Here is a 21,658-nt window from a genome sequence, read left to right on the forward strand (position 1 = left end):
CCTCCCGTTTCACCGGGGCGCCGCCGTCCGGCATGAGTTCGTCGACGGGAGCGGCGACCGGGCGTCGTGGGCTCGAGATGGACTGGACCAGCCGGACGACGGCGGTTAAGCCCGGACAAGCGAAACGGGGCGGGAGATCGCGTCTCCCGCCCCGTTTTCACCGGATTCAGTTGGTATACGCCGGATCCTCCGGCGGCAACGGCACGACCGGCTGGCCCTCCATGATGTTCTTCATCGCGCCGAACCACGTCTGCGCGGGAGTCTTGCCACCGAACATGTTGCCCGTGCCGCAAGTGCTCACGTTGCCGACGCCGTTGTAGCAAAGGCCGCCGCTGCCGCCTTCCGGACGGAACACCATCGCCGCACCGGCCATCTGCGGCGTGCCCGCCACGAAGGTCGCCGAGCCGTTGTTCTGGGTCGTCCCCGTCTTGCCGACGAGCGGCCGGTTCCAGCCGACGCCCTCGGCCGCCTTGGCGGACGTGCCACCGGGCTGGTCGTCCTTGCTCATCCCGACCGCCATGGTGTTCGCGAGGCCTTCGGGCACGACCTGCTCGCAGGGAGCTTCCTTGATCGGCACCGGCTTGCCGTCTCGGTCGGTCACCGCCGCCAGCGGGGTCGGCGGGCACCATTTGCCGCCGCTCAGGATGGTCGCGGCGACGTTCGCCATTTCCAGGCCGCTGGTCGGGCTGAAGCCGAGCGTGAACGCACCCGTGCCCGGGTAGTTGCCCTTGGGGCCGTAAGCCTGCGCCTGAGTCTGGTTCTTGCCAGGGTCGTTCGACTTCGGGTCGACCTTTCCGCCGCCGGGGTTGCTCGCCATGGTCTCCCGCATGCCCAGCTTCGTCGCCATGTCGATGGCGGGCCCGGTGCTGCCGAGTTTGTCCTCCAGCGCCACGAACGCGGTGTTCGGAGAAGTCGCGAGCGCGTTCTGCAGCGAAGCCGACTCGGGATAGCCATTGCCGGCGTTGCCCACGCAATACCAGCGCGTGTTGGGCGCGCCGGTCGCCGGACAGTGCGGCTGGCTGCCGGTGAACACGTGCGAGACGTAGCTGTTGCCGACCGGGATGTTGCTGTAGATCCCCGCGATGTGCTGGTTCAGCACGGCCGCGGTGGTGAAGATCTTGTAGCTCGACCCCGCGCCGCCGGTGTTGAACACGCCGGACGGGAGCGCGTAGGTGGTCTGCCCTTGATCCGCGTCGATCCCGTAGTCCCGGTTCGCCGCGAGCGCCACCACTTCGTGCCGGTCCTTGCCGGGACGGATCAGCGAAAGCGTGTTCGCGACGTTCTTCTGGGTTTTGCTCACCTGGGTTTCGGCGGAGACCTTCGCCTCGTGGTTGGCCTTCTCGTCCAGCGTGGTCTTGATCGTGTACCCGCCGGTGTACAGCTGGTCCTCGGTCATCCCGGACTTGAGCAGGTAGTCCTGGACGTACTGGCAGAAGAACCCGTTCTCCGGACCGGCTCCGGTGCAGTTCGACGCGGGCTTCTGCGGGGTGTCGGGCACGATGCCGAGCGGCTCCGCCTTGAACTTGTCCGCGTCCGCCTTCGCCAGTTTCTGGTTGCTGACCATCCGGTCCAGCACCAGGTTGCGCCGCTTGGTCGCCTTGTCCGGGTGGTTCCACGGGTCGAGGACGATCGGGTTGTTCACGATGCCCGCGAGCAGCGCGGCCTGCGGGACGGTCAGGTTCTCCGGCGTGGTGTTGAAGTAGGCGTGCGCTGCCGCTCCGATGCCGTAGATCTGCCGGGAGAACTCGACGATGTTGAGGTAGCCCGCGAGGATCTGGTCCTTCGAGAGCTTGGTCTCGAGGTTGATCGCGATCCGGGCTTCCTTGAGCTTGCGCGAGAGCGTCTGTTCCTGCGCCTTCGCCTGCCCGTTCTTGTCGCCGCGGTAGACGACGTTGATCAGGTAGTTCTTGACGTACTGCTGCGTGATCGTCGAGGCGCCCTGCGTGTCCCCGCCCGCGGTGTTGGAGACGGCGGCGCGCAGCGTCCGTCCCCAGTTCACCCCGTGGTGCTCGTAGAACGCCTTGTCCTCGGCCGACAGCAGCGCCCACTTCAGCGCCGGGTTGATCTGGTCCGGGCGGACCGGGATCCGGTACTGCTTGTACAGCGTCGCGATCGGCTTGCCGCCGGAGTCGGTGATAGTCGTCACCAGCGGCGGCGGGATGTCGGCGAGGTCGGACGACGTCTTGTCGACCGTTTCGCTCGCCTGGTTGGACACGACCCCCGCGGCGCCCACCACCGGGAACATGATCCCGGCGACCAGCACCCCTGCCAGCAGGCACAGGCCGAGGAGCTTGAAAAGACCATCCGTTTTGCGCACGAAAGCCAGGGTACTGAAGCCCCGTGTCGCCTTCGTGACCTCACGCCCGCGCGCCCCCGCCGGCGATCATTAACGGGCCCCCGTGTCGTGACCTTTGGTAACGGAATGCATGCTAGGTCTCGACGGAGGGAACCGAGGGACCCTACAGTCCGTCAACGTCTCACGTAGATGCCGACAGACGGAGCAGCCCGGGTGGGAGCCTGGCTGGTCCGGACGGCGGCAGCGGCACCGGGGAGGTGCCGTCACCGACGTGCGGCGCAGTGGGAAACGCTCGCGGGGGTGGGAGCGGGAGCTTCGCCTTCGCTGGTGCCATACACCAGATGAGGGAGCTGGGGGTATGCAAACCAATCAGGTTGGCTGGCGGGTCGATGCCTCGTGCCGGGACGCTGATCCCGACGGGTTGTTCGTGCGAGGCGCCGAACAGAACAGGGCGAAAGCCGTGTGCATGGGGTGCCCGGTCCGCACCGAATGCCTCGCCGAGGCACTCGACGGCCGGATCAATTTCGGGGTCTGGGGCGGGATGACGGAACGGGAGCGGCGCGCCCTGCTGCGCCGTCGTCCGGACGTGACCAGCTGGACCGACCTGCTCGAAGCGGCCAAGCGGGACGCGCTGGCCGCCGCGGCGGGCTGAACCTGCTCGTGAGCGGCTGTGTTTCGCGCACAGCCGCTCACGACGTCAGTTTTGCTCCGATGTCGCGCAGGCCCTCGAGGTCGTGCACGTCACCGGCGAGCGCGGGCACCCGGGTCAGCGGCACTTCCGGATGCGCGCGGGTGAAGCGCGCCAGCAGCCGGTTCTCACGTTCGGCCAGCGCGACGCGGTCGGCGTGCAGCCGCAGCACGGCCTCGGCGAGCGGTGCGTTCTGCACCGACTCCGCGGCGGTCAGCGCTTCGGTCGCGGACAGCGGCGCGAGCACCGGGTGCGTGCGGTTGGCGACCAGCCCGGCCAGCGGCATCGATTCGCCGGCGAGCCGCTCCACGAAGTAGGACGCCTCGCGCAGCGCGTCCGGCTCCGGCGCGGCCACCACGAGGAACGACGTGCCCGAGGACCGCAGCAGTTCGGCGGTCTTGCGCGCGCGTTCGCGGAATCCGCCGAACATGCTGTCGAAGGCCTGCATGAACGCCGACGCGTCGGCGAGCAACTGGCCGCCGATGATCGTGGACACGGCCTTCGCGAACATCGAGAACCCCGCGCTGACGACCTTGCGCAGACCCCAGCCGCCCGCCTTCGCCGGACCGGTGAGCAGCCGGATCATCCGGCCGTCGAGCGCGGTGGACAGCCGGGTCGGCGCGTCGAGGAAGTCGAGCGCGGACCGGCTCGGCGGCGTGTCGACGATGATCAGATCCCATTCGTCGGTCGCCGCGAGCTGGCCGAGCTTCTCCATCGCCATGTACTCCTGCGTGCCGGAGAACGACGTGGAAATGGTCTGGTAGAAGGGGTTCTGCAGCAGCTGCTCGGCCCGCTCGGGCCCGGCGTGCACGCGCACCATGTCGTCGAACGTGCGGCGCATGTCGAGCATCATCGCCCACAGTTCGCCCTTGGGCTCGAAGCCCTCGACGCGCACCTGCTTCGGGTGATTGCCCAGTTCGCGCAGCCCGAGCGCCTGCGCGAGCCTGCGTGCCGGGTCGATCGTGAGCACCACGGTCTGCCTGCCGCGTTCGGCGGCCCGCAATGCGAGCGCCGCCGCGGTGGTGGTCTTGCCGACGCCGCCGGAACCGCAGCACACGATCACGCGGCTGTCCGGGTCGTCGAGGAGGGCGTCCACGTCGAGCGTCGGGTCGGCGGGCATCAGCGCACCCCCTGTTCCTGCAGCGTTTCGGCGAGTTCGTAGAGCGCGGCGACGTCGACGCCGTCGGTGAGGTCCGGCAGCTCCAGCGTCGGCAGATCGGCCTCGGCGAGCTGTTCGCGGGCCCGTTGCTCGGCGGCGACCCGGACGGCGTGCTCCACGGTTTCCTCCACGAGCGCGTCGAGCGTCGCCTCCGGCAGGTTCAGCCCGGCCGAGGCGAGGCCGGAGCGCACCCGGTCGGCGTCCACCCGGCCGTCGGCGGCCGCGGTCACCGAACGCGCGGGCAGCCGCGGCGGACGGACCCGGTTCACGAGCACGGCACCCGGCCGCAGATCGGCCCCGTCCAGTTCGGCCACCGCTTCGACGGTCTCGCGCACCGGCATCTCCTCCAGCAGCGTGGTGAGGTGCACGGCGGTCTCGCCGGAATGCAGCAGCCGGACGACGCCGTCGGCCTGGCCGCGGATCGGGCCGGTCTTGGCGAGGTCGGTGAGAGCCTTGGTGACGTCGAGGAACTTCACCACGCGCCCGGTCGGCGGCGCGTCGACCACGACCGCGTCGTAGGTGTGGCGCCCGTCGGATTCGGTGCGCCCGACGCATTCCTTGATCTTCCCGGTGAGCAGGACGTCGCGAAGGCCCGGCGCGAGCGTGGTGGCGAACTCGATCGCCCCCATCCGGCGCAGCGTCCGCCCGGCGAAACCGAGGTTGTAGAACATTTCGAAGTACTCGAGCAGCGCCGCTTCGACGTCGATGTGCAGCGCGCGCAGTTCGCCGCCGCCCGGGACCGACGCGATCCGCTGTTCCGCGTACGGCAGCGGTTCGGTGTCGAAAAGCTGGGCGATGCCTTGCCGTCCCTCGACCTCGATCAAGAGCACCCGGCGGCCATTGCGGGCGAGTGCGAGACCCAGCGCCGCGGCGAGCGTGGTCTTGCCGGTTCCGCCCTTGCCGGTGACGAAGTGCAGCCGGGCCCTGGCGAGCTCGTCGGTCCAGCCGGCGGAGGGTGTGGTCACATCCTCAACACTAAACCGGTGCTCAGCTGGCCAGCATCATGACGCTGACCGCAGCGGCGACCGCCGCGACGACGATCCAGGTCACCACGCCGGGCAGCACGGTCAGCGTGAGCACTGCCACCACGATCAGCCCGGTGAGGGTGACCGCGCCTGCGATCGCCACCTGGCCCGAATCGTTCACCCGGTCCCGCGTTTTGGCCATCACGGCCAGCGCGAGCGGCACCCCGGCCACGGCGAGCAGCACGGTCGCGACGATCCGCCAGGTCTCCACGCGCCCACGCTAGCGAGCGACGATCGGATGTGAACTGACCCACACTCACCCGGCCTACCAGGCGCTCCCCTGGACGGGTGACGGGGTTTCGGCGGCGGCGGTCCGGAGGGGCCTTGCCCGCTTGGTTACGCTCCCGAGTCATGAGTGCGACCAAATGGGAGTACGCCACCGTCCCGCTGCTGATCCACGCTACGAAGCAGATCCTCGACCAGTGGGGCGAGGACGGCTGGGAGCTGGTGACCGTGCTGCCCAACCCGAGCGGCGAACAGCACGTCGCGTACCTGAAGCGGCCGAAGAGCTGAGGGGGCGGCGTTGACCTGGAGCGACCGGCTCGCCGAGCTCGGCATCGAACTGCCCGGAGTCGCCGCACCGCTGGCCGCGTATGTGCCGGCCGTGCGCTCCGGCTCGCACGTCTACACCTCCGGCCAGCTGCCCTTCGTCGACGGCGCGCTCGCCGCGACCGGGAAGGTCGGCGGCGAGGTCAGCCCGGAGGAAGCCAAGGGCCACGCCCGCACGGCGACGCTGAACGCGCTCGCCGCGGTGCACGCCCTCGTGGGTATTGACTCTGTTGTCCGGATTGTCAAGGTGGTCGGTTTCGTCGCCTCCGCGGAGGGCTTCACCGGCCAGCCCGCGGTCGTGAACGGGGCGTCCGAACTGCTCGGCGAGATCTTCGGCGACGCCGGGGTGCACGCTCGTTCGGCCGTCGGCGTCGCGGAGCTTCCGATCGCGTCGCCGGTGGAAGTCGAACTGATCGTGGAGGTGAAGTGATGGATCCCGACATCGAACAGTCCCTGCACGAACTGCTGCTGCGGCTCGCCGGCCGCACGCCGGACCAGCTGTTGTGGCGGTTCCGCGACTGGCTCGGCGAAGGCGCGATGGGGACGCTCGCGCGGACCCTGCCGAGGTCTTTGCTCAAGCACAGGATCGATTTGGACCAGGCGGAGTACCGCCTGCTCGTGGCCGGTCTGATCCCGCACGGCGCCGACTGGCACCAGGTGAGTTCCACCCTGGGGGTAGACGACGTCACCGAGACCAGGTACACATTCACGCAGAGTGCGCCCGAATGGGTGAACTCCGTCGACTCTGTGTCCGTCTTGCTCCACGCGACGTTGCGTGGACGCGCGGATGTGGGGGAAGTACGGCAGAGCTGGCGGCGCCTCGGCGCTTCCGGCGAGGGCGGGGCGAAGCGAGTCCTGCTGGTGACGGCGACCGCGGGACAGCCCCGGCTCACCGGTGAACTGCAGCGGGTGCTGCGGGTCATGGGGGACGAGGAACCGAGTGTCGAGGTCATCCCGCCGCGCTTCGACCTTCCCGGGTACCACCGGGCCGCGCTCGCCGAGTCCGAGCTGGTCTGCGTAGGCGCCGCGGGCGCCGGTCATCGACTTGTCGCCGCTTAACGCTCGTTGCCGCCAGGCGAGCTGGGAGGAGCAGAGCCATGGTGGAGGTTCACGACGGCCCGATGGACGGGTTCTCGGTGCCCCTGCGCCTGCATAACTTGTTGCTGGCCCTGGCGGGCCGCATCGACGACAGCGCGCTCACCGAAGCGCGGGAACTGATCGCCCGTGCCCACATCGACGAGGCGGTGGAACTCACCACCGGCACGTTGATCGCGGGCCGGATCGCGGTGAGCGAGGCCGAACAGCGCGAGCTGGCGCTGGTGCTCGAGATGAGCCGGTCGGACGCGACGCTCGCGAACGACCTGCTGGTCACCGACCACGAGCCGATGCACACGCACCGGTTCACGGGCGACAACCAGCCGGAGTTCGGTCTCGCCGAGGCGCTCGACCGGACCTTGCAGGTGCTGCCCGACGTGCGTTCCGTGCACGCGGTGTGGCGCAACACCCCGGCGGGCAGTGTGCCGGGCGCGCTGCCGCAGCGGGTCGTGCTGGTCGAACTCGGCCCCGAGGGCAACCCGCCCGCGGTCGCGTTCCGGGTCGACACCGCGCTGCGCCGGGCGGGCATCCGCTCGGTCGTGGAGGTGAGCGGTCCGGGGATCCCGCAGTCGGATTACCACCAGGCCGCGGGCGCCGTCGCGAGCCCAGTGTGGGTCACCGGCAGCACGCATTCGGCCCCCGACTACCGGCCGGAACCGACGCCGCAGCGCAGCGCCCCGGCGCCCGCTTCGGCCCCGGTCCCCGAACCGGTCTCGGAAGCGCCGAGCTGGCACGGGCACCGTCAGCCCGAACCGGAACCGGTAGCCGCCGCCGAGCCGGTGGTCCCGGTCGCGCCGGTGGTGCCGATCGTGCAGGCCGTGCCCGCACAGCCGGTGTCGATGCCGGAGCCGGCGGCCGAGCCCGCCGCGTCTTCGGAGCGGCCAAGGACGGCCGGGTCGGAAACGCGTGCCGAGCGCACGTCGGACCTGACCCCGTCCGAGGTGGCGCAGCTGCGGCGCGCGCTGGCCGAGGACCCGGAGAAGGGCCGCGAGATCGCCGCGGGCAAGCCGAGCATGCACGAGGTGGTCGAGCTGCCCGCGCTGGATCTGGACGATCCGAGCCTGTCCGAACGCGACCGCGCGCTGCTGCGCGAGCTGCACGAGGAACTGGCTGAGCGCGAGCGTGCCGAGGCTGCCCGATTGCGGCTCAACGGCGCGTCCCGTTCCGGCGGGGACCAGCACTGGTCCTGAGCCCCTTGTTGTTCCGTGAAGGGCTCCTTGAGGGAAGCAGATTCCCGCAAGGAGCCCTTCACGGCTTTCGGCCGACCGGACGCGCGCGACGGCGGTTCTGGGCTGGCTCGGGTTGCGGTTCGGGAAGTCCGCCCTGAGCGACTCCGAGTCCGTGCGGGTTCCTGCCGCGAGGTGACACAAGTAATCCGCGACGCGTACGGATTGCGAGGTATGTTGCCCGGGTGGAACGGCCGCGTGAATTCGTTTTCGACATCCCCGCCCGTCCCGGCATCGCGATCCGGGACAACGCGGATGGCCCGCCGGCGACCCCGAAGGACGCCGCCACGGTGATCCTGCTGCGGGACGTTTCGGACGGCGTGGAGGTCTTCCTCCAGCACCGCGTCATGGGCATGGCGTTCGCCGGCGGGATGACGGTGTTCCCTGGCGGCGGGGTCGATCCGCGCGACGCCGACGCCTCCGTGGCGTGGGCCGGGCCGCCGCCGTCGTGGTGGGCCGAGCAGTTCACCTGCGACGAAAGCCTCGCCCGCGCTCTCGTTTGTGCCGCGGTTCGGGAGACGTTCGAGGAGTCCGGCGTGCTGCTGGCCGGGACCGAGGACTCGGTCGTCGCCGACGTCACGCCGTACCACGAAGCGCGGAAAGCGTTGGAATCACGGGAAATCTCGCTCGCCGGTTTCCTTGCCGACGCCGGTCTCACGTTGCGCGCGGACCTGCTGCACCCGTACGCGCACTGGGTCACACCGCCGCAAGAACAGCGTCGATACGACACCCGCTTCTTCGTGGCGAAGCTGCCTGAAGGCCAACGCGCGGACGGCGCGACCTCGGAAGCCGCTGCCGCCGGTTGGCAACCGCCCGCCGAGGCAGTCGCGGACGCGCGCGAAGGCCGTCGCGCGTTGATGCCGCCGACGTGGCTGACCCTCGTCGAACTCGCCGAGTTCTCGCATGCCGATGCGGTGCTCGCCGAGCCGCGCGAGATCGTGAAGACTGTGCCGACCCTGGTCCGGGACGGCGAGAACATCCGCGTTGTCCTCGATACTTCGGAGTCCTGAGTGACCGCTCCCGCTTATGGCGTGCTGCGCCGTGTTTCCGAAACCGCGTCGGTGCTGCTGGAGAACAATCCTTCGACGATGACCCTGGAGGGCACCAACACGTGGGTGCTGCGCGGTGGCGACGCCGCGGCTGCCGTGGTCGTCGACCCCGGCTACCACGATCTGGAGCACCTGGAAAAGCTCGCCGCCGTCGGTCCGGTCGAGCTGATCCTGCTGACCCACCACCACCCGGATCACGCCGAAGGCGCCCCCTGGTTCGCTTCGAAAACCGGCGCGCCGGTGCGTGCCTTCGACGCTTCCCTCTGCATCGACGCGCCCGCGTTCGCCGACGGCGACTCCTTCTCGGCGGGTGGCCTGGACTTCACCGTCCTGCACACCCCCGGCCACACCGACGATTCGGTGTCGCTGCTGGTCGGAGGCCAGATCCTGACCGGAGACACGATCCTCGGCCGAGGCACGACGGTCCTGCACGACCTGGGCGACTACCTGCGCTCGCTGCGCAAACTGATCGCACTCCCGACCGGCACCCCAGGCCTGCCCGGCCACGGCCCGGAGCTGCCGGACCTGCCCGCCACCGCGCGGGAGTATTTGGAGCACCGGGAACAGCGCCTGGATCAGGTGCGTTCCGCCTTGCGAACGCTCGGCGAAGACGCAACGCCGCGGCAAGTGGTCGAGGTGGTGTACGCCGACGTGGACCGCGCGCTGTGGGCACCAGCCGAGGCGAGCGTGCGCGCACAACTGGAGTATCTACGGGCGTCTTCGGAGGACGGACAATGAGCAACGTCGAGGTCGAGTTCTACTGGCGCCCAGGCTGCGGCTTCTGCTCAGCGCTGCGCCGCCCCCTGCTGGAAAGCGGTTTGCCGGTAAGGGAAATCAACATCTGGGAAGAACCGGGCGCGGCTGAACGAGTGCGCGAGGTAGCGAACGGCAACGAGACGGTGCCCACGGTGATCGTGGGGTCGACCGCGTTGGTGAACCCGACTTTCGACGAGGTCAAGGCTGCGGTGGCCGCGGAGTCGGCTGCCTGAGGGCTGTTTCAGGCGCGCTGAGTGGGGCCTGGGGCTGCTTCGGCGCGCGGCTGGTGGCTGCGCAGGCCCTGGCACACTCCGCGTGCGAGACCGTTTCCTCGGGCGTGTGCCGTGCCGCGGGTGCGCCCTAGTGCCATGGCGTGCCGCACAGGCCCAGCTGCTCTGGGCTCGCTAGGGCGCGCCCCAGCGCCCCGGCGGGTTCCCGGGCACGCCGCACCGGGCCAGCCGCTGCGGGCTCGCTCGGGTGCGTCCTAGCGCCCTGACTGCTTCCCGGGCATGCCGCACCGGCTCAGCGGCTGTGGGCTCGCTCGGGTGCCCCAGAGCAGGGCGGGGTGGCATGGGGGCAGACGGCGGCTGGCCCGTCGCCGCGCACCTCCGCGCACGGCGGACCGCCAGAAGTGCCCACGGCCAACCGACGGCGACATGCCCCGGCCCCGGAGCACGCTCCGCGTGCGAGACGGCTTCTGGCCCACCACGGCCCGCCTGAGCGCGACTTGGCCCGAGGTGGGGCCATGGTGCGGCTGCGCTTTGCGCCGCTCAGCCCAGCCCAGCCCGGCCCGGCTCGGCCCGGCCCGGCTCAGTGCGGCCAGCCCAGCCCAGCCCAGCCCAGCTCAGCCCGGCTCAGCTCAGCTCGGCTCGGCTCGGCCAGCCCAGTCCGGCTCGACTCGTCCCGGCTCAGTGCAGTCCGCCCAGCCTGGCCACTCGCCCCGGCATCGGCCCGCCGTTCGGCCGCCACCACGCGGCCGAATCCGTGACGACTCCGGTTCGCACCCCGCCCGGTGCGAACCAGCCGTAGCCGCGTCAGCAGCCGTCGGTTACCGAGACAGCATTGGCATCAAGTAGTACTTCAATGCCACCTCCCGTCCGTCCTCGTCGGCTGGGGTCAGGACGCACGCTCGCAGCCCTGGCTGGATGGCCAGTCGGACGCGTTCGCCGCTGAACGGGGCTAGGGCGTCCAGCAGGTACCGGGCCTGGAAGGACGGGGACGTTCGGCCGCCGCAAACGTTTGCTTTCAGGTGTTCCTCCGCCTCGCCGGTGTCTTGGCGTGCGCTGGCCAGGCGGAGGTGTGCGTCGCCGACTTCGAGGGTCAGGACTCGGCGGTCTTCGGAGTAGACACCGACTCGGCGGATGGCTGCGGCTAGCTCGTCGGCACCTACCTCGACTTCCGTGTCTACCGCGTCGGACGGGATGGAGTCCGCGGACAGGAAGCCTGCGTCCAGGACCGCTGTGGTGACGGTGCCTCCTGGCCAGCTCAGGGCGAAGTGACTGGGGTCGGCGTGCAGTCCCATGGCACCGGCGCTGTGGCGGGCGGCTTCGGTCAGCAGGGTGGCTGGGACCAGGACGTCGATGGGTTCCCGGACCTCCCGCAGCGGCAGGCGGGCGACGGCCATGCGGTAGCGGTCCGAGGCGGTCAGGCACAGTTCGCCGCCGATTGATTGCACTCGTACGCCGGTGAAGATCGGGAGCGGGTCGTCCTTGGCGGCGGTGCCCGCGACGGTGCGCAAAGCCGTGCCGAGGGCTGCACCGTCTACTTTGGACAGCAGGGGTGGTGGTTCCGGCACGTGGAGCAGGTCGCGGTCCAGCAAAGGCAGGGCGAAGCGGGCACTGTCCGTGCGGATCGCGAGGCGGGTTCCTTCGACGGCTAATCGGACCTGGTCGACATCCAGCATGCGGACCGTTTCGGCGAACGGCGCGGCTGGTACTACGACCTCGCCGTCGAGATGGGTCGTCGCCGGGCAGGACAACTGGACGGCCAAATCACGATCGCTGCCGGACACGACAAGGCCGTCAGCGTTCGCCCGCAAACGCAGGCGGGCTTGCCTCGGCAGGAGTCGGGCCGCAGCGCTCGCGACCGCCGCCAGCGGCCGCACGAAGGATGTGAGATCCATGCCACGCAAAGTAGCGGCGGCCACCGACAAAAACGGCGGGCAAGGTGGTTGAGCTGGGGAAACAGAGAAGATCCGCCAGTGAGCATGGGGGTGCCCGGCCCGGGAAACCACGGAAACGGCTACCCGGCGGCGCTGCTGAGCGGGCGGGCAAGTGGGTTCGGGTGGTTCCTCGACCGTGGCGAGCTGCCGTGGGTAGAGGCGAGTTACCCGGCAGCGCTGGCGAGTGGGGCGGGCAAGTGGGCTCGGGCGGTTCCCCAACAGCGACTAGGCGGGCACCATCCGTGGATAGAAGCGAGTCACGCAGGGGTGGGCAAAAGGGCTCGGCTGGTGCCCCAACAGTGACGAAGCGGCACCAGCCGTAAGGAAGAGCCGAGCTACCCAGCAACCCCGACAAGAGCACCGTCAGCAGGCACCGGCGAAGCAGCCCGCACAGTCCCGCGCAGCAGCCACACCACCACGGCCAACACCACACCCGCCACGCCAGCAGCCAGGAAAGCCGCGGCCGTTCCGGAATGTTCGACCAGGTAGCCGCTCACCGATTGGCCTGCCGCTAGCCCCAGCGTCACTGCTGTGAGGACCCAGCCGAATGCCTCTGCCGCGGTGCCGCGCGGGGCGACGACCTCGATGGCCGCGGAGTGGGTCGTCGACTGGGGCGTGATCATTGCGCCGGCCAGCAGCATCAGCAGTGCCAGCGCCCACAGGCTCGACGGAAGCGCAAGCAGCGCAACGAAAGCACCGAAACCGCCCAGCAGGATCGGCAGGCGCAGGCCCAGGCGGCGCGGCCACGGGTGCAGGCTGTAGGCCACGCCGAACGCCACCGAACTCAACGACCACGCGGACAGCAGCAGGCCGCTGAGCGAGGGGTGGCCGGATTCCGTCGCGGCGGCGGGCACGGCGACCTCCACGAACCCGATCACCATGCCGAAACCGAGCGCGGCCAGCGCGAGCGTCCGCATTCCGGGGCTGGCCAGCGCGCCGAGCAGCGGCGTCTTTGCCTTCGGGGCCGGACCCCATGCGCGCACGGTCGGGTTCAGCGCGAACAGCACCGCGCCGGTGACCATGGTGATCGCGCCGACGACCATGCCGGTACCCGCCCACGGCGCGGTGATCAGCAGGCCCGCGATGCCGGGGCCGAGGATGAAGAAGACCTCCATGCTGATCGCCTCATAGGACAGCGCGGCGTTGCGCGCCGGTCCCTCCGGCAGGATTTTCGTCCACAGCGCCCGCGACGCCGAGCCGACCATCGGCTCCGAAAGGCCGGTCGCGGCGGCCAGCGGGATCAGCACGAACGTCGGCAGGTGCGCCTCGATCGCGATCGCGAGCGACGCCATCGACAGCGCGAACACGGCGGCGACGACCAGCAGCGGACGGCTCGGCCCGAACCGGTCGATCAGCCTGCCCTGCACGACCGCGCCCACCGAGACCCCGGCGAGCGAGCTCGCGGAGACCAGCCCGGCGGCGGCGAACGAACCGGTTTCGCGCTGCACGTACAGCAGCGCGGAAATGCCGATCATCGCGATCGGGAGCCGGGCGAGGATCGACGCGATCACCGGGCCGCGCGAGCCAGGGGCGGTCAGCGCGGCGCGGTAGTCGGCGAGCGTGGTGCGGCCTTCGGAGTGGGCAGACTGGGACACGCGTACTAGTATGGCGAAATTGGTACGGTGGTACCAGTAATTTCCCGGTCATCTTGGTCACGCCCGATCGGGTAAGTCAGTACGCTCGCGCGATGCGGCTGATGTTCTCCTCCGGAGCTGGGTACAGCCATCTCGCGCCGATGCTTCCGCTCGCCGAGGCGGCCCGCGCCGCTGGGGACGAGGTCGCGTTCGTGACCGGTCCGGAAGCCGTTCAGTACTTGGAAAACACCGGTCTGCAGGCGGTGTCGGTGGGGCAGCCGAGCGACCCCGCCGCCGCGGCCTCGATGTGGCAGCGGGCTCGCGAAGAGATGGCCGGGATGACCGCGGACGAGCGGCTCTCCCACCTCGTCGCCGAGTACATGGTCGGGCTCGGCGCGGCCGCGCGGCTCGACGCCATGGTCGAGTTCGTCCGCGACTGGCGGCCGGATCTCGTCATCGCCAACCTCGCCGAACGCGCGGCCGTGATGGCTGCGTGCCTGGTCGGCGTGCCGTACGCGATGCACGCGATCGGTCCGCCGAAGTCCGCCGCGACGATGGAGCGGGCCTGGGAAGTCGCGAACGGTCTGGTCCGGGAACGCGGGCTCGACGAGCTGCCGCCGCGCGACGGCGTGCCGTACCTGGACTTCTGGCCGACGGGATTGATCCCGCCTGATGTCGCCTGGGAGTACCCGACGCGCTGGCCGCTCCAGCCCGCTGGTGTGACGCCGACGCCCGGTCCGCGTCCGGCAGTCCTCGACGGGCTGCCCTACGACCGGACCGTCTACGTCACCCTCGGCACCACCCACAACGCTCGGCCAGGCGTGCTGGAGGGAATGGTGGCCGCGCTGCGCGACGAGCCGGTGAACGTCGTGGCGACGATCGGCCGGGACGGCGACGTCGGCCGGTTCGGACAGCAGCCGGACCACGTGCGGATCGAGCAGTTCGTGCCGCAGACTCAGCTCCTGCCCGCCGTCGACGCGGTGGTCTGCCACGGCGGCTCGGCGACCGTCCTAGGCGCGCTCGCGCACGGGGTGCCGCTGGTGGTCCTGCCGTTGGCGACTGATCATTTCGAAGTCGCCGCACAGATCCAGGCCGCGGAAGCCGGAATCGCGGTCGACTCCGGCGACGGAATCCTCGATGCGGTCCAGACGGTGCTCGCCGGTCCGGCCTACCGGACGTCCGCGGCGGCGCTGGCCGCCCAGATCGCAGAGCAGCCCGCTCCGGCGGCAGTGGCGGCCCGGTTGCGTGACCTAGAGGTCTCGATCCGATAACACCAGCTGGATTCTTCGTGAACTCGTGCAACGAAGACGCGGTCTTGGCGTCCTTGAGGGTGAATGGCCTTGAATTCGTGAGTTTTGGCCGTGATGGTTGAACGACAGCCCATTACGGGCTGGACAGCACTGCAGCACCCAGCTCCCTCCGGCATATGGGTCGGGGCCTGGTCCGGAGGGCGGGGAGCGCGGGTCGTCGGGGGATGATCCGTGCGCAGGCGAGGAGCCGGTGCGCCACGTCGGGGGTGGCGCCCGGCTCCTTGTCATTTTCCCGGCCGGACCGGCCGAAGCCGGCGGCGACACGGGACCGGAGCGGAATGCCGCTCTTGTGGGGGATAGTCCGGTACGCACGCACGAAGGCCACCCCCAGTAGGAGGTGGCCTTCGAAAAACCCGTGCGGATTAACCCACTCGGGGGAAGATCAGCGGGCGCGGCGAGCGAGCCGCTCCGGGTCGAGGATCAGCACGCTCTTGCCCTCGAGCCGCAGCCAGCCGCGGTGCGCGAAGTCGGCGAGCGCCTTGTTGACGGTCTCGCGGGACGCGCCGACGTACTGGGCGATCTCTTCCTGCGTCAGGTCGTGCGTGACCCGCAGCAGGCCCGCCTCCTGGCTGCCGAAGCGCTGCGCCAGCTGCAGCAGCGCACGGGCCACGCGGCCGGGGACGTCGGTGAAGATCAGCTCCGCGACCATGTTGTTCGTGCGGCGCAGGCGGCGCGCGACGACGCGCAGCAGCTGCTCGGCGATCTCCGGGCGGGTGGCGATCCACTGCCGCAGCGCCGGGCGGTCCATGGTGACCGCGCGGACCTCGGTGACCGTCGTGGCGCCGGACGTGCGCGGGCCGGGGTCGAAGATGGACAGTTCGCCGAACATGTCGGACGGACCGGCGATCCACAGCAGGTTCTCGCGGCCGTCCGGGGACTTGCGGCCGATCTTCACCTTGCCGGACTGGATGATGTACAGCCGGTCGCCCGGCTCGCCCTCGTTGAAGATGACATGGCCGCGGGGGAACTCCACGGATTCCAAGGTCTGGGCCAGCGCCTCCGCCGCTGCCGGCTCCACACCCTGGAAAATGCCCGCACGGGCCAGGGTTTCGTCCACCTCGGGTGCCTCCTCGTCGAGAAACGATCACTTCCTTCGCAGGTCGAAGGCAGTGTCGCCGATCACTTTCGCGTCAGTCTAGGGCGTGTCGGGCAGATCGCTCGTCAGCTCGCCGCGCCCGGCGCGGCTGCCTGGAACGATCACGTCCGACTGAGCAGCCTAACTCCGCACCTTGCGCGCGCGTAGCCTGGCTGCCCGTCCGCCGAGCCTGCGGAGCCGGAACAGCTCGAGCGCGCGGCCGATCCCGTGCCCGTACAGGGCCCTGACCTCGTTGGGCTGGGCCTGCTCCAGGAACTCCTCGACCTCGTTCTCCTGAACCGCGACGTGCTTGAGCCTGCTCTCGACCCGTTCCATGAACAACGCGAAGAACATGATCACCAGCGGGACCAAGATCACGAACCACACGGTCATGCCACAGCTCCGCTGTTTTCGGTGACGCACTCGGTCATGGATCTCCAGATCCTCGCTCAGGGCGGACGCGCGGCCCGCAGAGGTGGTGCTCTGGCGGTTCGGCCGTCCACCGGCGGATGCTCCCGACCGGCTCGTCCGACTCGCCCGTAGGCTATCGGGGTGCCCCCTGTTGTCCCGAACGGGCCCCGCGCGGACCGCGAAGAAAGCCGGCTCGCTCTCGTGAGACGCGCCCGGCGGATGAAACGTTGCCTCGACGAGGTTTATCCGGACGCGAAGGCCGAGCTGGACTTCACGAATCCGCTGGAACTGCTGGTCGCGGTGGTGTTGTCGGCGCAGACCACGGACGTGCGGGTGAACCTCGTCACGCCCGCGTTGTTCAAGAAGTACCGCACCGCGGCCGATTACGCCGGAGCGGAGCGCGCCGAACTCGAGGAATACCTGCGCACGACCGGGTTTTTCCGGGCGAAGGCGAATTCGCTGATGGGTCTCGGCGCGGCGCTCGTGGAGCGCTACGGCGGCGAGGTGCCGAAGAAACTGGACGACCTCGTCACGCTGCCCGGCGTCGGCCGCAAGACCGCGAATGTCGTGCTCGGCAACGCTTTCGACGTGCCGGGAATCACAGTGGACACTCACTTCGGCCGCCTCGTGCGGCGCTGGGGCTGGACCGCGGAAGAGGACCCGGTCAAGGTCGAGCACGCGGTCGGCGAGCTGATCCCGCGCAAAGAGTGGACCATGCTGTCCCACCGCGTGATTTTCCACGGCCGCCGCGTGTGCCACGCCCGGAAACCGGCCTGCGGCGCGTGTCCGCTGCGCAAGGACTGCCCGTCGTTCGGCACCGGGCCCACCGAGTTCGAGGTGGCCGCGAAACTGGTCAAGGGCCCGGAGAAGGACCACATTCTCGAGCTGGCGGCGCGCGGGTGACTGCAGTCACCAAATGGGCGCTCGGGGTCGCGGTGCTGGCGGTGGCCGCGTTGGTCGCCGTCCTGACGCTGCGTGGCGGCGATTCCACGGCCGCGCCGCCCGCGTCCGGTGACCTCACCGCGGCGCGCGCGGCGGCGAAGCTCCAGGCTTGCCCGCCCGCCGCGGCGAAGGCGGTCGGCCAGCTGTCCGGGATCGAGGCGGACTGCCTCGGCGACGGGTCCAGGGTGGACGTCGGCAAGGTCCTCGGCGGCGGTCCGGTGCTGGTCAACGTGTGGGCGTCGTGGTGCCAGCCGTGCCGCACGGAACTGCCGGTGCTGCAGCGGTACGCCGCCGAGCCGGGTGCGGTGCGCGTGGTCGGCGTGCAGGTCGCCAGCCCGGCTTCGGACGGGCTCGGCCTGTTCCAGCGACTCGGCGTGCACCTGCCGTCGCTCTACGACGGCGACGGCCAGACCGGTCCGATCCGCACCGCGCTCAAGGTGCCCTCGTCGCTGCCCGCGTCGTACCTGGTCACCGCGGACGGCCAGGTCCGGTTCATCGCGAACCCGCGGGTGTTCGACAACACTGACCAGGTGCGCGCTGCTGTGAAGGACTACTCATGACCACCGGACCGCTCGTCGAACCCGAAGCCGTGCCGGAATGGCTGCGGCCGCTGGTGAAGGTGTCCGGCGAGGTCGACAGCCGCACGTTCACCCGGTTCAGCCCGCCGGAAGACCTGCTCACCCGCGCCGCCGCGGTGCTCATCCTGTTCGGCGAACGGCCCGGCGGAGACGGTCCGGACGTCCTGTTGCAGCGGCGGGCGGACACGCTCGGCTCGCACGCCGGGCAGGTTTCGTTCCCCGGCGGCGGCGCGGAGGACGGCGACGAGGGCCCGGTCGGCACGGCGCTGCGCGAGGCCGAGGAGGAGACCGGCGTCGACCCGTCGGGGATCCTGCCGGTCGCGGTGCTGCCGGAGCTCTTTGTGCCGGTGTCGAGGTTCGCGGTGACGCCGGTGCTGGCGCATTGGCACACCCCGTCGCCAGTGCGCGCGGTCGATCCGGCCGAGACGGCGGCGGTCGCGCGGGTCTCGCTGGCCGACCTCGCCGACCCGGCCAACCGGTTCACCGTGCGCCGCGGCGACGCGTCGTGGCGAGGTCCGGCGTTCACCGTCGACGGCCTGTTCGTCTGGGGTTTCACCGCCGGTCTGCTGTCCGTGCTGCTCTCCCTCGGCGGCTGGGAACGGGAGTGGGACACCGGCGATGTGCGCGAGCTTGACGTAGCGTGGGCCGAACATCAGGGCCGGTCGGCGGCCCGGGACGGTTCTATCGAGGAGTGACGGCGCGGTGAACTGGGTCGATGTCGTCGTCCTGCTGCTCGCGGTCATGGCCGCGGTTTCCGGTGCGTTCCAGGGCGTGATCGTCGCGCTGCCCGCGCTCGTGGGCGTCGCGCTGGGCGCGGTGGCCGGGGTGAAGCTGGCGCCGTTCGTGATCAGCCTTTTCGACAGTCCGGTCGCCAAGGTGGCTTTCGCGTTCGCGGTGGTCGTGTTCCTGATCGTGCTCGGCGAGACGCTCGGCGTGTGGGTCGGGCGGAAGCTGCGGCAGAAGATCAATCCGGACAAGCTTTCCGGGATCGACAAGACGCTCGGTGCGATCTTGCAGGCGGCCGCGGTGTTCGTGGTCGCTTGGCTGGTCGCTAATCCGCTGACTACGGTGTCGGCGATTCCCGGGTTGGCTAAGTCGATCAACTCGTCGGTGGTGCTGGGCGAGGTCAACGACCTCATGCCGGCTGAGGCGCAGGGGCTTCCCAGTGATTTGCGGAAGTTGCTTGACGCGTCTGGGTTTCCGTCTGCGTTGTCGCCGTTTGAGAAGGCGCCTTCGGCGGATACGCCGCCGCCGGATACTTCGCTCAATGTGTCCGCTGTGGCTAAGCGGGTGCATCCCAGTGTGGTGAAGATTCGGGGGAACGCGCCTTCTTGTTCTCGGGCGCTTGAAGGCAGTGGGTTTGTGGTTGCGCCGCAGCGGGTTATGACCAATGCGCACGTGGTGGCCGGGACTGACGAGGTCGGGATTGAGTCGACTTCGGGGGATTACCGGGCTCGGGTTGTTTACTTCAATCCTGAGGTTGATATTGCGGTGTTGGCGGTGCCTGGGTTGAAGGCGCCGGTGTTGCCGTTTGCTCCGCAGACTGCTCGGGCTGGGGATAATGCGGTGGTGTTGGGGTATCCGTTGGATGGGCCTTATACGGCTACTCCGGCTCGGGTTCGGGGGCGGATTAACTTGCGCGGGCCGGATATTTATGACTCTCGTACTGTGCAGCGGGATGTGTTTACGGTGCGGGGGACGGTGCGGAGCGGGAATTCCGGGGGGCCGATGATTACTCCTGATGGGGATGTCATCGGGGTGGTGTTTGGGGCTGCGGTGGAGGATCCGGATACCGGGTTTACGTTGACGGCGGATCAGGTGCGCAGTGAGGTTGATGCTGCTTCGTCGCAGACTGCTCGGGTGGGGACTGGGGCTTGCGCTAGTTGAGTTCTCGTCGCCTGGCGGCGACATCGCTTGTGCGTGCGTGGGGCACCCCGAAGCTTGATTGTGCTGACGGTCGGTGGGTGCCTGTCAAGGCGGGAAAGATGCCTTGACAGGCACCCATCGACCGCAGATGGGCTTCGTATCGGGGTGCGGGGGAGGGGCTGGGTGCCTCGATAGTGGGTGCATCGGCTGCGGGGTGGGGTTGGGTGCCTCGGGTGTTGGGTGCATTGGCTGCGGTTGGGTGGTGGGGGTTGCTGGCGGCGCCGGGGGCAGGTCCGTGAAGGGCTCCTTGAGGGAAATCCAGGTCCGGGAAGGGGTCCCTCACGGGCCGAGGAAGGGGCGTGAGGGGAACCCTGACGGAATCAGAGTCAATGAGGGTGGCCCTCACGTACCTCTGCCCGAGCGTTAGCGGATGAAGTCCACGACGGACTTTGTTACTCGCTCTGGGTCTTCTAGCTGGGGGAAGTGGCCGATGCCTGGCCAGAGTTTTGGTTCGCTGTGCGGGCCTGCCCAGTGGACTGACGCCAGTGCGGTTTCCGGGAGGATGCAGGTGTCGTCCGCGCCGTGCAACTGCAGTACGGGGGCGGTGATGCGGGCGTTGACTGCGTCGGTGAAGCGTCTGCCTTCGCCTCGGAACTGGGCACGGAAGGCCCAGCGGTAGTACTCCAGTGCGGAGTGGGCGACGCCTGGGACCAGCATGGCTTGGCGGAATGGCGGCAGGGTCTCGGTGAAGTCCGAGGAGGAGCGCCAGGTCTCGCCGGACCATTTGCCGAACAGTTCTTCCACTGCCGCCGCGTTGTCGCGGACCAGCCATTTTTCCGGGGCCATCGGTACCTGGAAGCGGAAAAGGTGGCCTGCGGCGCGGATCTGGCTGCTGGTGCGCTTCACCGCCGACTTGAACGCTAGCGGGTGTGCGGCGCCGATGGCGGTCACCGAGGACACCAGGCGGGGGTGCAGTGCCGCGACTGTCCAGGCGAGCATGCCGCCCCAGGCGTGGCCTACCAGGTGTGCCCGGCGGGCGCCCAGGGTCTTGATCAGGCCGCCTACGTCGCCTGCCAGGGTCCACGCGTCATAGCCGCGCGGGGGTTTGTCCGAGTCGCCGTAGCCGCGCAGATCTACCGCTACCGCGCGGAAACCGGCGTCGGCCAGTGCGGGCAGCTGGTGTCGCCAGGTCCACCAGAAACCCGCGAACCCGTGCAGGAGCAGCACTAACGGGCCCTCGCCGCATTCGGCTACGTGCAGGCGGATGCCGTTGGCCGAGACGTCGCGATGCGTCCACGGCCCGTCGACCCGCACGCTCGACGGGTCCGGCGTCAGCTCCACCACCGGCGCGCGGGCTGGCGTCAGCCCTGCGTCGAGGGCAGGTCGTCGTCTTCGACCGGCTTGCGCTTGAAGGCCTCGGCCGTCTCCTTGACGCTGCTGATCGTGCGTTCCGGCGCGCGCAGCTTCTTCACCTTGCGCCAGCCGAGGAACGCGGTCGCGCCCACGGTGATCAGCATCAGGCCGAACACCGTCGCGAACGCGGGCCAGCGGATGCCCCACCAGTCCGACAGACCCTCGGCGATCAGCAGGAACAGGAAGAAGGTGCTGTACAGAAAGACGGTGAGGGCGATCAGGAAGAAGACCGTCCCCTTGAGCGCCTTCTTCGCTTCCTGCGCCAGCTCGGCTTTCGCCAGCTCGATTTCGGCGCGGACCAGCGTCGACAGGTGCTGGGTGGCGTCGCCGACGAGCTTGCCGATGGACTGCTCGCTCGCCGCGGCTTCCTCGTCGCTGGACAGGGGCAGGTACGGCACGGCCCCCACGCCGTCGGGGCTGGTGCGCTCGTGTTTGGGGCTGCTCACTGGGTCATCGTGCCACGTGGCCGTACGCGAGGCGCGACG

General features: G+C 69.6%; 23 protein-coding genes. 13 read left to right on the plus strand and 10 right to left on the minus strand.

Going from position 1 to position 21,658, the window contains the following annotated elements:
• Positions 1 to 166 precede the first annotated feature (166 nt).
• Positions 167 to 2,317 (minus strand): transglycosylase domain-containing protein, encoded by a 2,151-nt coding sequence (locus PUT80_RS27990; protein WP_275294008.1) that lies wholly within the window; start codon positions 2,315 to 2,317, stop codon positions 167 to 169.
• A 337-nt stretch (positions 2,318 to 2,654) separates the two neighbouring features.
• Between PUT80_RS27990 and PUT80_RS27995 the strand changes: the two genes are divergently transcribed.
• A complete protein-coding gene (locus tag PUT80_RS27995; protein ID WP_020664154.1) occupies positions 2,655 to 2,948 on the plus strand; it encodes a WhiB family transcriptional regulator in 294 nt (97 codons plus the stop codon).
• A 37-nt stretch (positions 2,949 to 2,985) separates the two neighbouring features.
• Here PUT80_RS27995 and PUT80_RS28000 read toward each other — a convergent pair whose 3' ends face one another.
• From PUT80_RS28000 to PUT80_RS28010, 3 genes are read right to left on the minus strand one after another with little or no spacing between them, the layout of a single operon-like run.
• A complete protein-coding gene (locus PUT80_RS28000) occupies positions 2,986 to 4,104 on the minus strand; it encodes an ArsA family ATPase (protein ID WP_037808406.1) in 1,119 nt (372 codons plus the stop codon).
• Complete coding sequence (locus tag PUT80_RS28005) at positions 4,104 to 5,108, minus strand: ArsA-related P-loop ATPase (RefSeq protein WP_037808405.1); 1,005 nt, start codon at positions 5,106 to 5,108, stop codon at positions 4,104 to 4,106. Before PUT80_RS28005 ends, PUT80_RS28000 begins: the two co-directional genes overlap by 1 nt.
• A 22-nt stretch (positions 5,109 to 5,130) precedes the next feature.
• A complete protein-coding gene (locus PUT80_RS28010; protein ID WP_134662049.1) occupies positions 5,131 to 5,379 on the minus strand; it encodes a hypothetical protein in 249 nt (82 codons plus the stop codon).
• Positions 5,380 to 5,519: 140 nt separating this feature from the next.
• Here PUT80_RS28010 and PUT80_RS28015 point away from each other — a divergent pair, with 140 nt between their 5' ends.
• The 7 genes from PUT80_RS28015 (at position 5,520) to PUT80_RS28045 (ending at position 10,076) form a co-directional block, all read left to right on the plus strand.
• Positions 5,520 to 5,681 carry a DUF4177 domain-containing protein gene (locus tag PUT80_RS28015; protein WP_020664158.1) on the plus strand — a complete coding sequence of 54 codons (162 nt, stop codon included), beginning with the start codon at positions 5,520 to 5,522 and terminating at the stop codon, positions 5,679 to 5,681.
• Between the two features lie 10 nt (positions 5,682 to 5,691).
• The gene (locus PUT80_RS28020; RefSeq protein WP_037808400.1) at positions 5,692 to 6,147 is read left to right on the plus strand and encodes a RidA family protein; all 456 of its coding nucleotides are present in this window, start codon (positions 5,692 to 5,694) and stop codon (positions 6,145 to 6,147) included.
• The gene (locus tag PUT80_RS28025) at positions 6,147 to 6,776 is read left to right on the plus strand and encodes a hypothetical protein (protein WP_037808399.1); all 630 of its coding nucleotides are present in this window, start codon (positions 6,147 to 6,149) and stop codon (positions 6,774 to 6,776) included. Before PUT80_RS28020 ends, PUT80_RS28025 begins: the two co-directional genes overlap by 1 nt.
• Before the next feature lie 38 nt (positions 6,777 to 6,814).
• Positions 6,815 to 8,002, plus strand: coding sequence for a hypothetical protein (locus PUT80_RS28030; RefSeq protein WP_275294009.1), 1,188 nt, complete (start codon positions 6,815 to 6,817; stop codon positions 8,000 to 8,002).
• Positions 8,003 to 8,223: 221 nt separating this feature from the next.
• A complete protein-coding gene (locus PUT80_RS28035) occupies positions 8,224 to 9,048 on the plus strand; it encodes an NUDIX domain-containing protein (protein WP_275294010.1) in 825 nt (274 codons plus the stop codon).
• Positions 9,049 to 9,825, plus strand: coding sequence for an MBL fold metallo-hydrolase (locus tag PUT80_RS28040; RefSeq protein WP_275294011.1), 777 nt, complete (start codon positions 9,049 to 9,051; stop codon positions 9,823 to 9,825).
• A complete protein-coding gene (locus tag PUT80_RS28045) occupies positions 9,822 to 10,076 on the plus strand; it encodes a glutaredoxin domain-containing protein (protein ID WP_037808395.1) in 255 nt (84 codons plus the stop codon). The genes PUT80_RS28040 and PUT80_RS28045 overlap by 4 nt, the downstream gene beginning before the upstream one ends.
• 815 nt (positions 10,077 to 10,891) lie before the next feature.
• Here the strand turns inward: PUT80_RS28045 and dnaN are convergent.
• Positions 10,892 to 11,965, minus strand: coding sequence for a DNA polymerase III subunit beta (gene dnaN / locus PUT80_RS28050; protein ID WP_275294012.1), 1,074 nt, complete (start codon positions 11,963 to 11,965; stop codon positions 10,892 to 10,894).
• A gap of 374 nt (positions 11,966 to 12,339) precedes the next feature.
• Complete coding sequence (locus PUT80_RS28055) at positions 12,340 to 13,599, minus strand: MFS transporter (protein WP_275294013.1); 1,260 nt, start codon at positions 13,597 to 13,599, stop codon at positions 12,340 to 12,342.
• Between the two features lie 92 nt (positions 13,600 to 13,691).
• Between PUT80_RS28055 and PUT80_RS28060 the strand changes: the two genes are divergently transcribed.
• On the plus strand, positions 13,692 to 14,849 hold the full coding sequence (locus tag PUT80_RS28060) for a glycosyltransferase (protein WP_275294014.1): 1,158 nt from the start codon (positions 13,692 to 13,694) through the stop codon (positions 14,847 to 14,849).
• Positions 14,850 to 15,270: 421 nt separating this feature from the next.
• On the opposite strand, the gene PUT80_RS28065 is transcribed toward PUT80_RS28060, so the two are convergent.
• Positions 15,271 to 15,945: a Crp/Fnr family transcriptional regulator gene (locus tag PUT80_RS28065; protein WP_009084463.1), complete on the minus strand. Its 675-nt coding sequence runs from the start codon at positions 15,943 to 15,945 to the stop codon at positions 15,271 to 15,273.
• A 159-nt stretch (positions 15,946 to 16,104) separates the two neighbouring features.
• Positions 16,105 to 16,356: a hypothetical protein gene (locus PUT80_RS28070; RefSeq protein WP_037369289.1), complete on the minus strand. Its 252-nt coding sequence runs from the start codon at positions 16,354 to 16,356 to the stop codon at positions 16,105 to 16,107.
• A gap of 237 nt (positions 16,357 to 16,593) precedes the next feature.
• Between PUT80_RS28070 and nth the strand changes: the two genes are divergently transcribed.
• Genes nth through PUT80_RS28090 form a run of 4 tightly spaced genes read left to right on the plus strand, consistent with a single transcriptional unit; the run spans position 16,594 to position 19,781 of the window.
• Positions 16,594 to 17,277, plus strand: coding sequence for an endonuclease III (gene nth / locus PUT80_RS28075; protein ID WP_037808387.1), 684 nt, complete (start codon positions 16,594 to 16,596; stop codon positions 17,275 to 17,277).
• Positions 17,274 to 17,876, plus strand: a complete 603-nt coding sequence (locus PUT80_RS28080) for a TlpA disulfide reductase family protein (RefSeq protein ID WP_037808386.1) — start codon at positions 17,274 to 17,276, stop codon at positions 17,874 to 17,876. The genes nth and PUT80_RS28080 overlap by 4 nt, the downstream gene beginning before the upstream one ends.
• Positions 17,873 to 18,589: a CoA pyrophosphatase gene (locus PUT80_RS28085; protein WP_275294015.1), complete on the plus strand. Its 717-nt coding sequence runs from the start codon at positions 17,873 to 17,875 to the stop codon at positions 18,587 to 18,589. The genes PUT80_RS28080 and PUT80_RS28085 overlap by 4 nt, the downstream gene beginning before the upstream one ends.
• 7 nt (positions 18,590 to 18,596) lie before the next feature.
• The gene (locus tag PUT80_RS28090) at positions 18,597 to 19,781 is read left to right on the plus strand and encodes a MarP family serine protease (protein WP_037808384.1); all 1,185 of its coding nucleotides are present in this window, start codon (positions 18,597 to 18,599) and stop codon (positions 19,779 to 19,781) included.
• Positions 19,782 to 20,183: 402 nt separating this feature from the next.
• Here PUT80_RS28090 and PUT80_RS28095 read toward each other — a convergent pair whose 3' ends face one another.
• A complete protein-coding gene (locus PUT80_RS28095) occupies positions 20,184 to 21,101 on the minus strand; it encodes an alpha/beta hydrolase (protein WP_275294028.1) in 918 nt (305 codons plus the stop codon).
• A 20-nt stretch (positions 21,102 to 21,121) separates the two neighbouring features.
• On the minus strand, positions 21,122 to 21,619 hold the full coding sequence (locus PUT80_RS28100; protein WP_134728516.1) for a phage holin family protein: 498 nt from the start codon (positions 21,617 to 21,619) through the stop codon (positions 21,122 to 21,124).
• Positions 21,620 to 21,658: the final 39 nt, after the last annotated feature.

It is taken from the genome of Amycolatopsis sp. La24 (assembly GCF_029087445.1).
GTDB lineage: Bacteria > Actinomycetota > Actinomycetes > Mycobacteriales > Pseudonocardiaceae > Amycolatopsis > Amycolatopsis nivea.

What these genes read in the sequence shown, in the direction of transcription:
- nth (WP_037808387.1), top strand. Translation starts at nt 16,594, where the DNA reads ATGAAACGTTGCCTCGACGAGGTTTATCCGGACGCGAAGGCCGAGCTG.
- PUT80_RS28060 (WP_275294014.1), top strand. Translation starts at nt 13,692, where the DNA reads ATGCGGCTGATGTTCTCCTCCGGAGCTGGGTACAGCCATCTCGCGCCG.
- PUT80_RS28015 (WP_020664158.1), top strand. Translation starts at nt 5,520, where the DNA reads ATGAGTGCGACCAAATGGGAGTACGCCACCGTCCCGCTGCTGATCCAC.
- PUT80_RS28025 (WP_037808399.1), top strand. Translation starts at nt 6,147, where the DNA reads ATGGATCCCGACATCGAACAGTCCCTGCACGAACTGCTGCTGCGGCTC.
- dnaN (WP_275294012.1), bottom strand. Translation starts at nt 11,965, where the DNA reads ATGGATCTCACATCCTTCGTGCGGCCGCTGGCGGCGGTCGCGAGCGCT.
- PUT80_RS28000 (WP_037808406.1), bottom strand. Translation starts at nt 4,104, where the DNA reads ATGCCCGCCGACCCGACGCTCGACGTGGACGCCCTCCTCGACGACCCG.
- PUT80_RS28070 (WP_037369289.1), bottom strand. Translation starts at nt 16,356, where the DNA reads ATGACCGTGTGGTTCGTGATCTTGGTCCCGCTGGTGATCATGTTCTTC.
- PUT80_RS28030 (WP_275294009.1), top strand. Translation starts at nt 6,815, where the DNA reads ATGGTGGAGGTTCACGACGGCCCGATGGACGGGTTCTCGGTGCCCCTG.
- PUT80_RS28045 (WP_037808395.1), top strand. Translation starts at nt 9,822, where the DNA reads ATGAGCAACGTCGAGGTCGAGTTCTACTGGCGCCCAGGCTGCGGCTTC.
- PUT80_RS28085 (WP_275294015.1), top strand. Translation starts at nt 17,873, where the DNA reads ATGACCACCGGACCGCTCGTCGAACCCGAAGCCGTGCCGGAATGGCTG.
- PUT80_RS27995 (WP_020664154.1), top strand. Translation starts at nt 2,655, where the DNA reads ATGCAAACCAATCAGGTTGGCTGGCGGGTCGATGCCTCGTGCCGGGAC.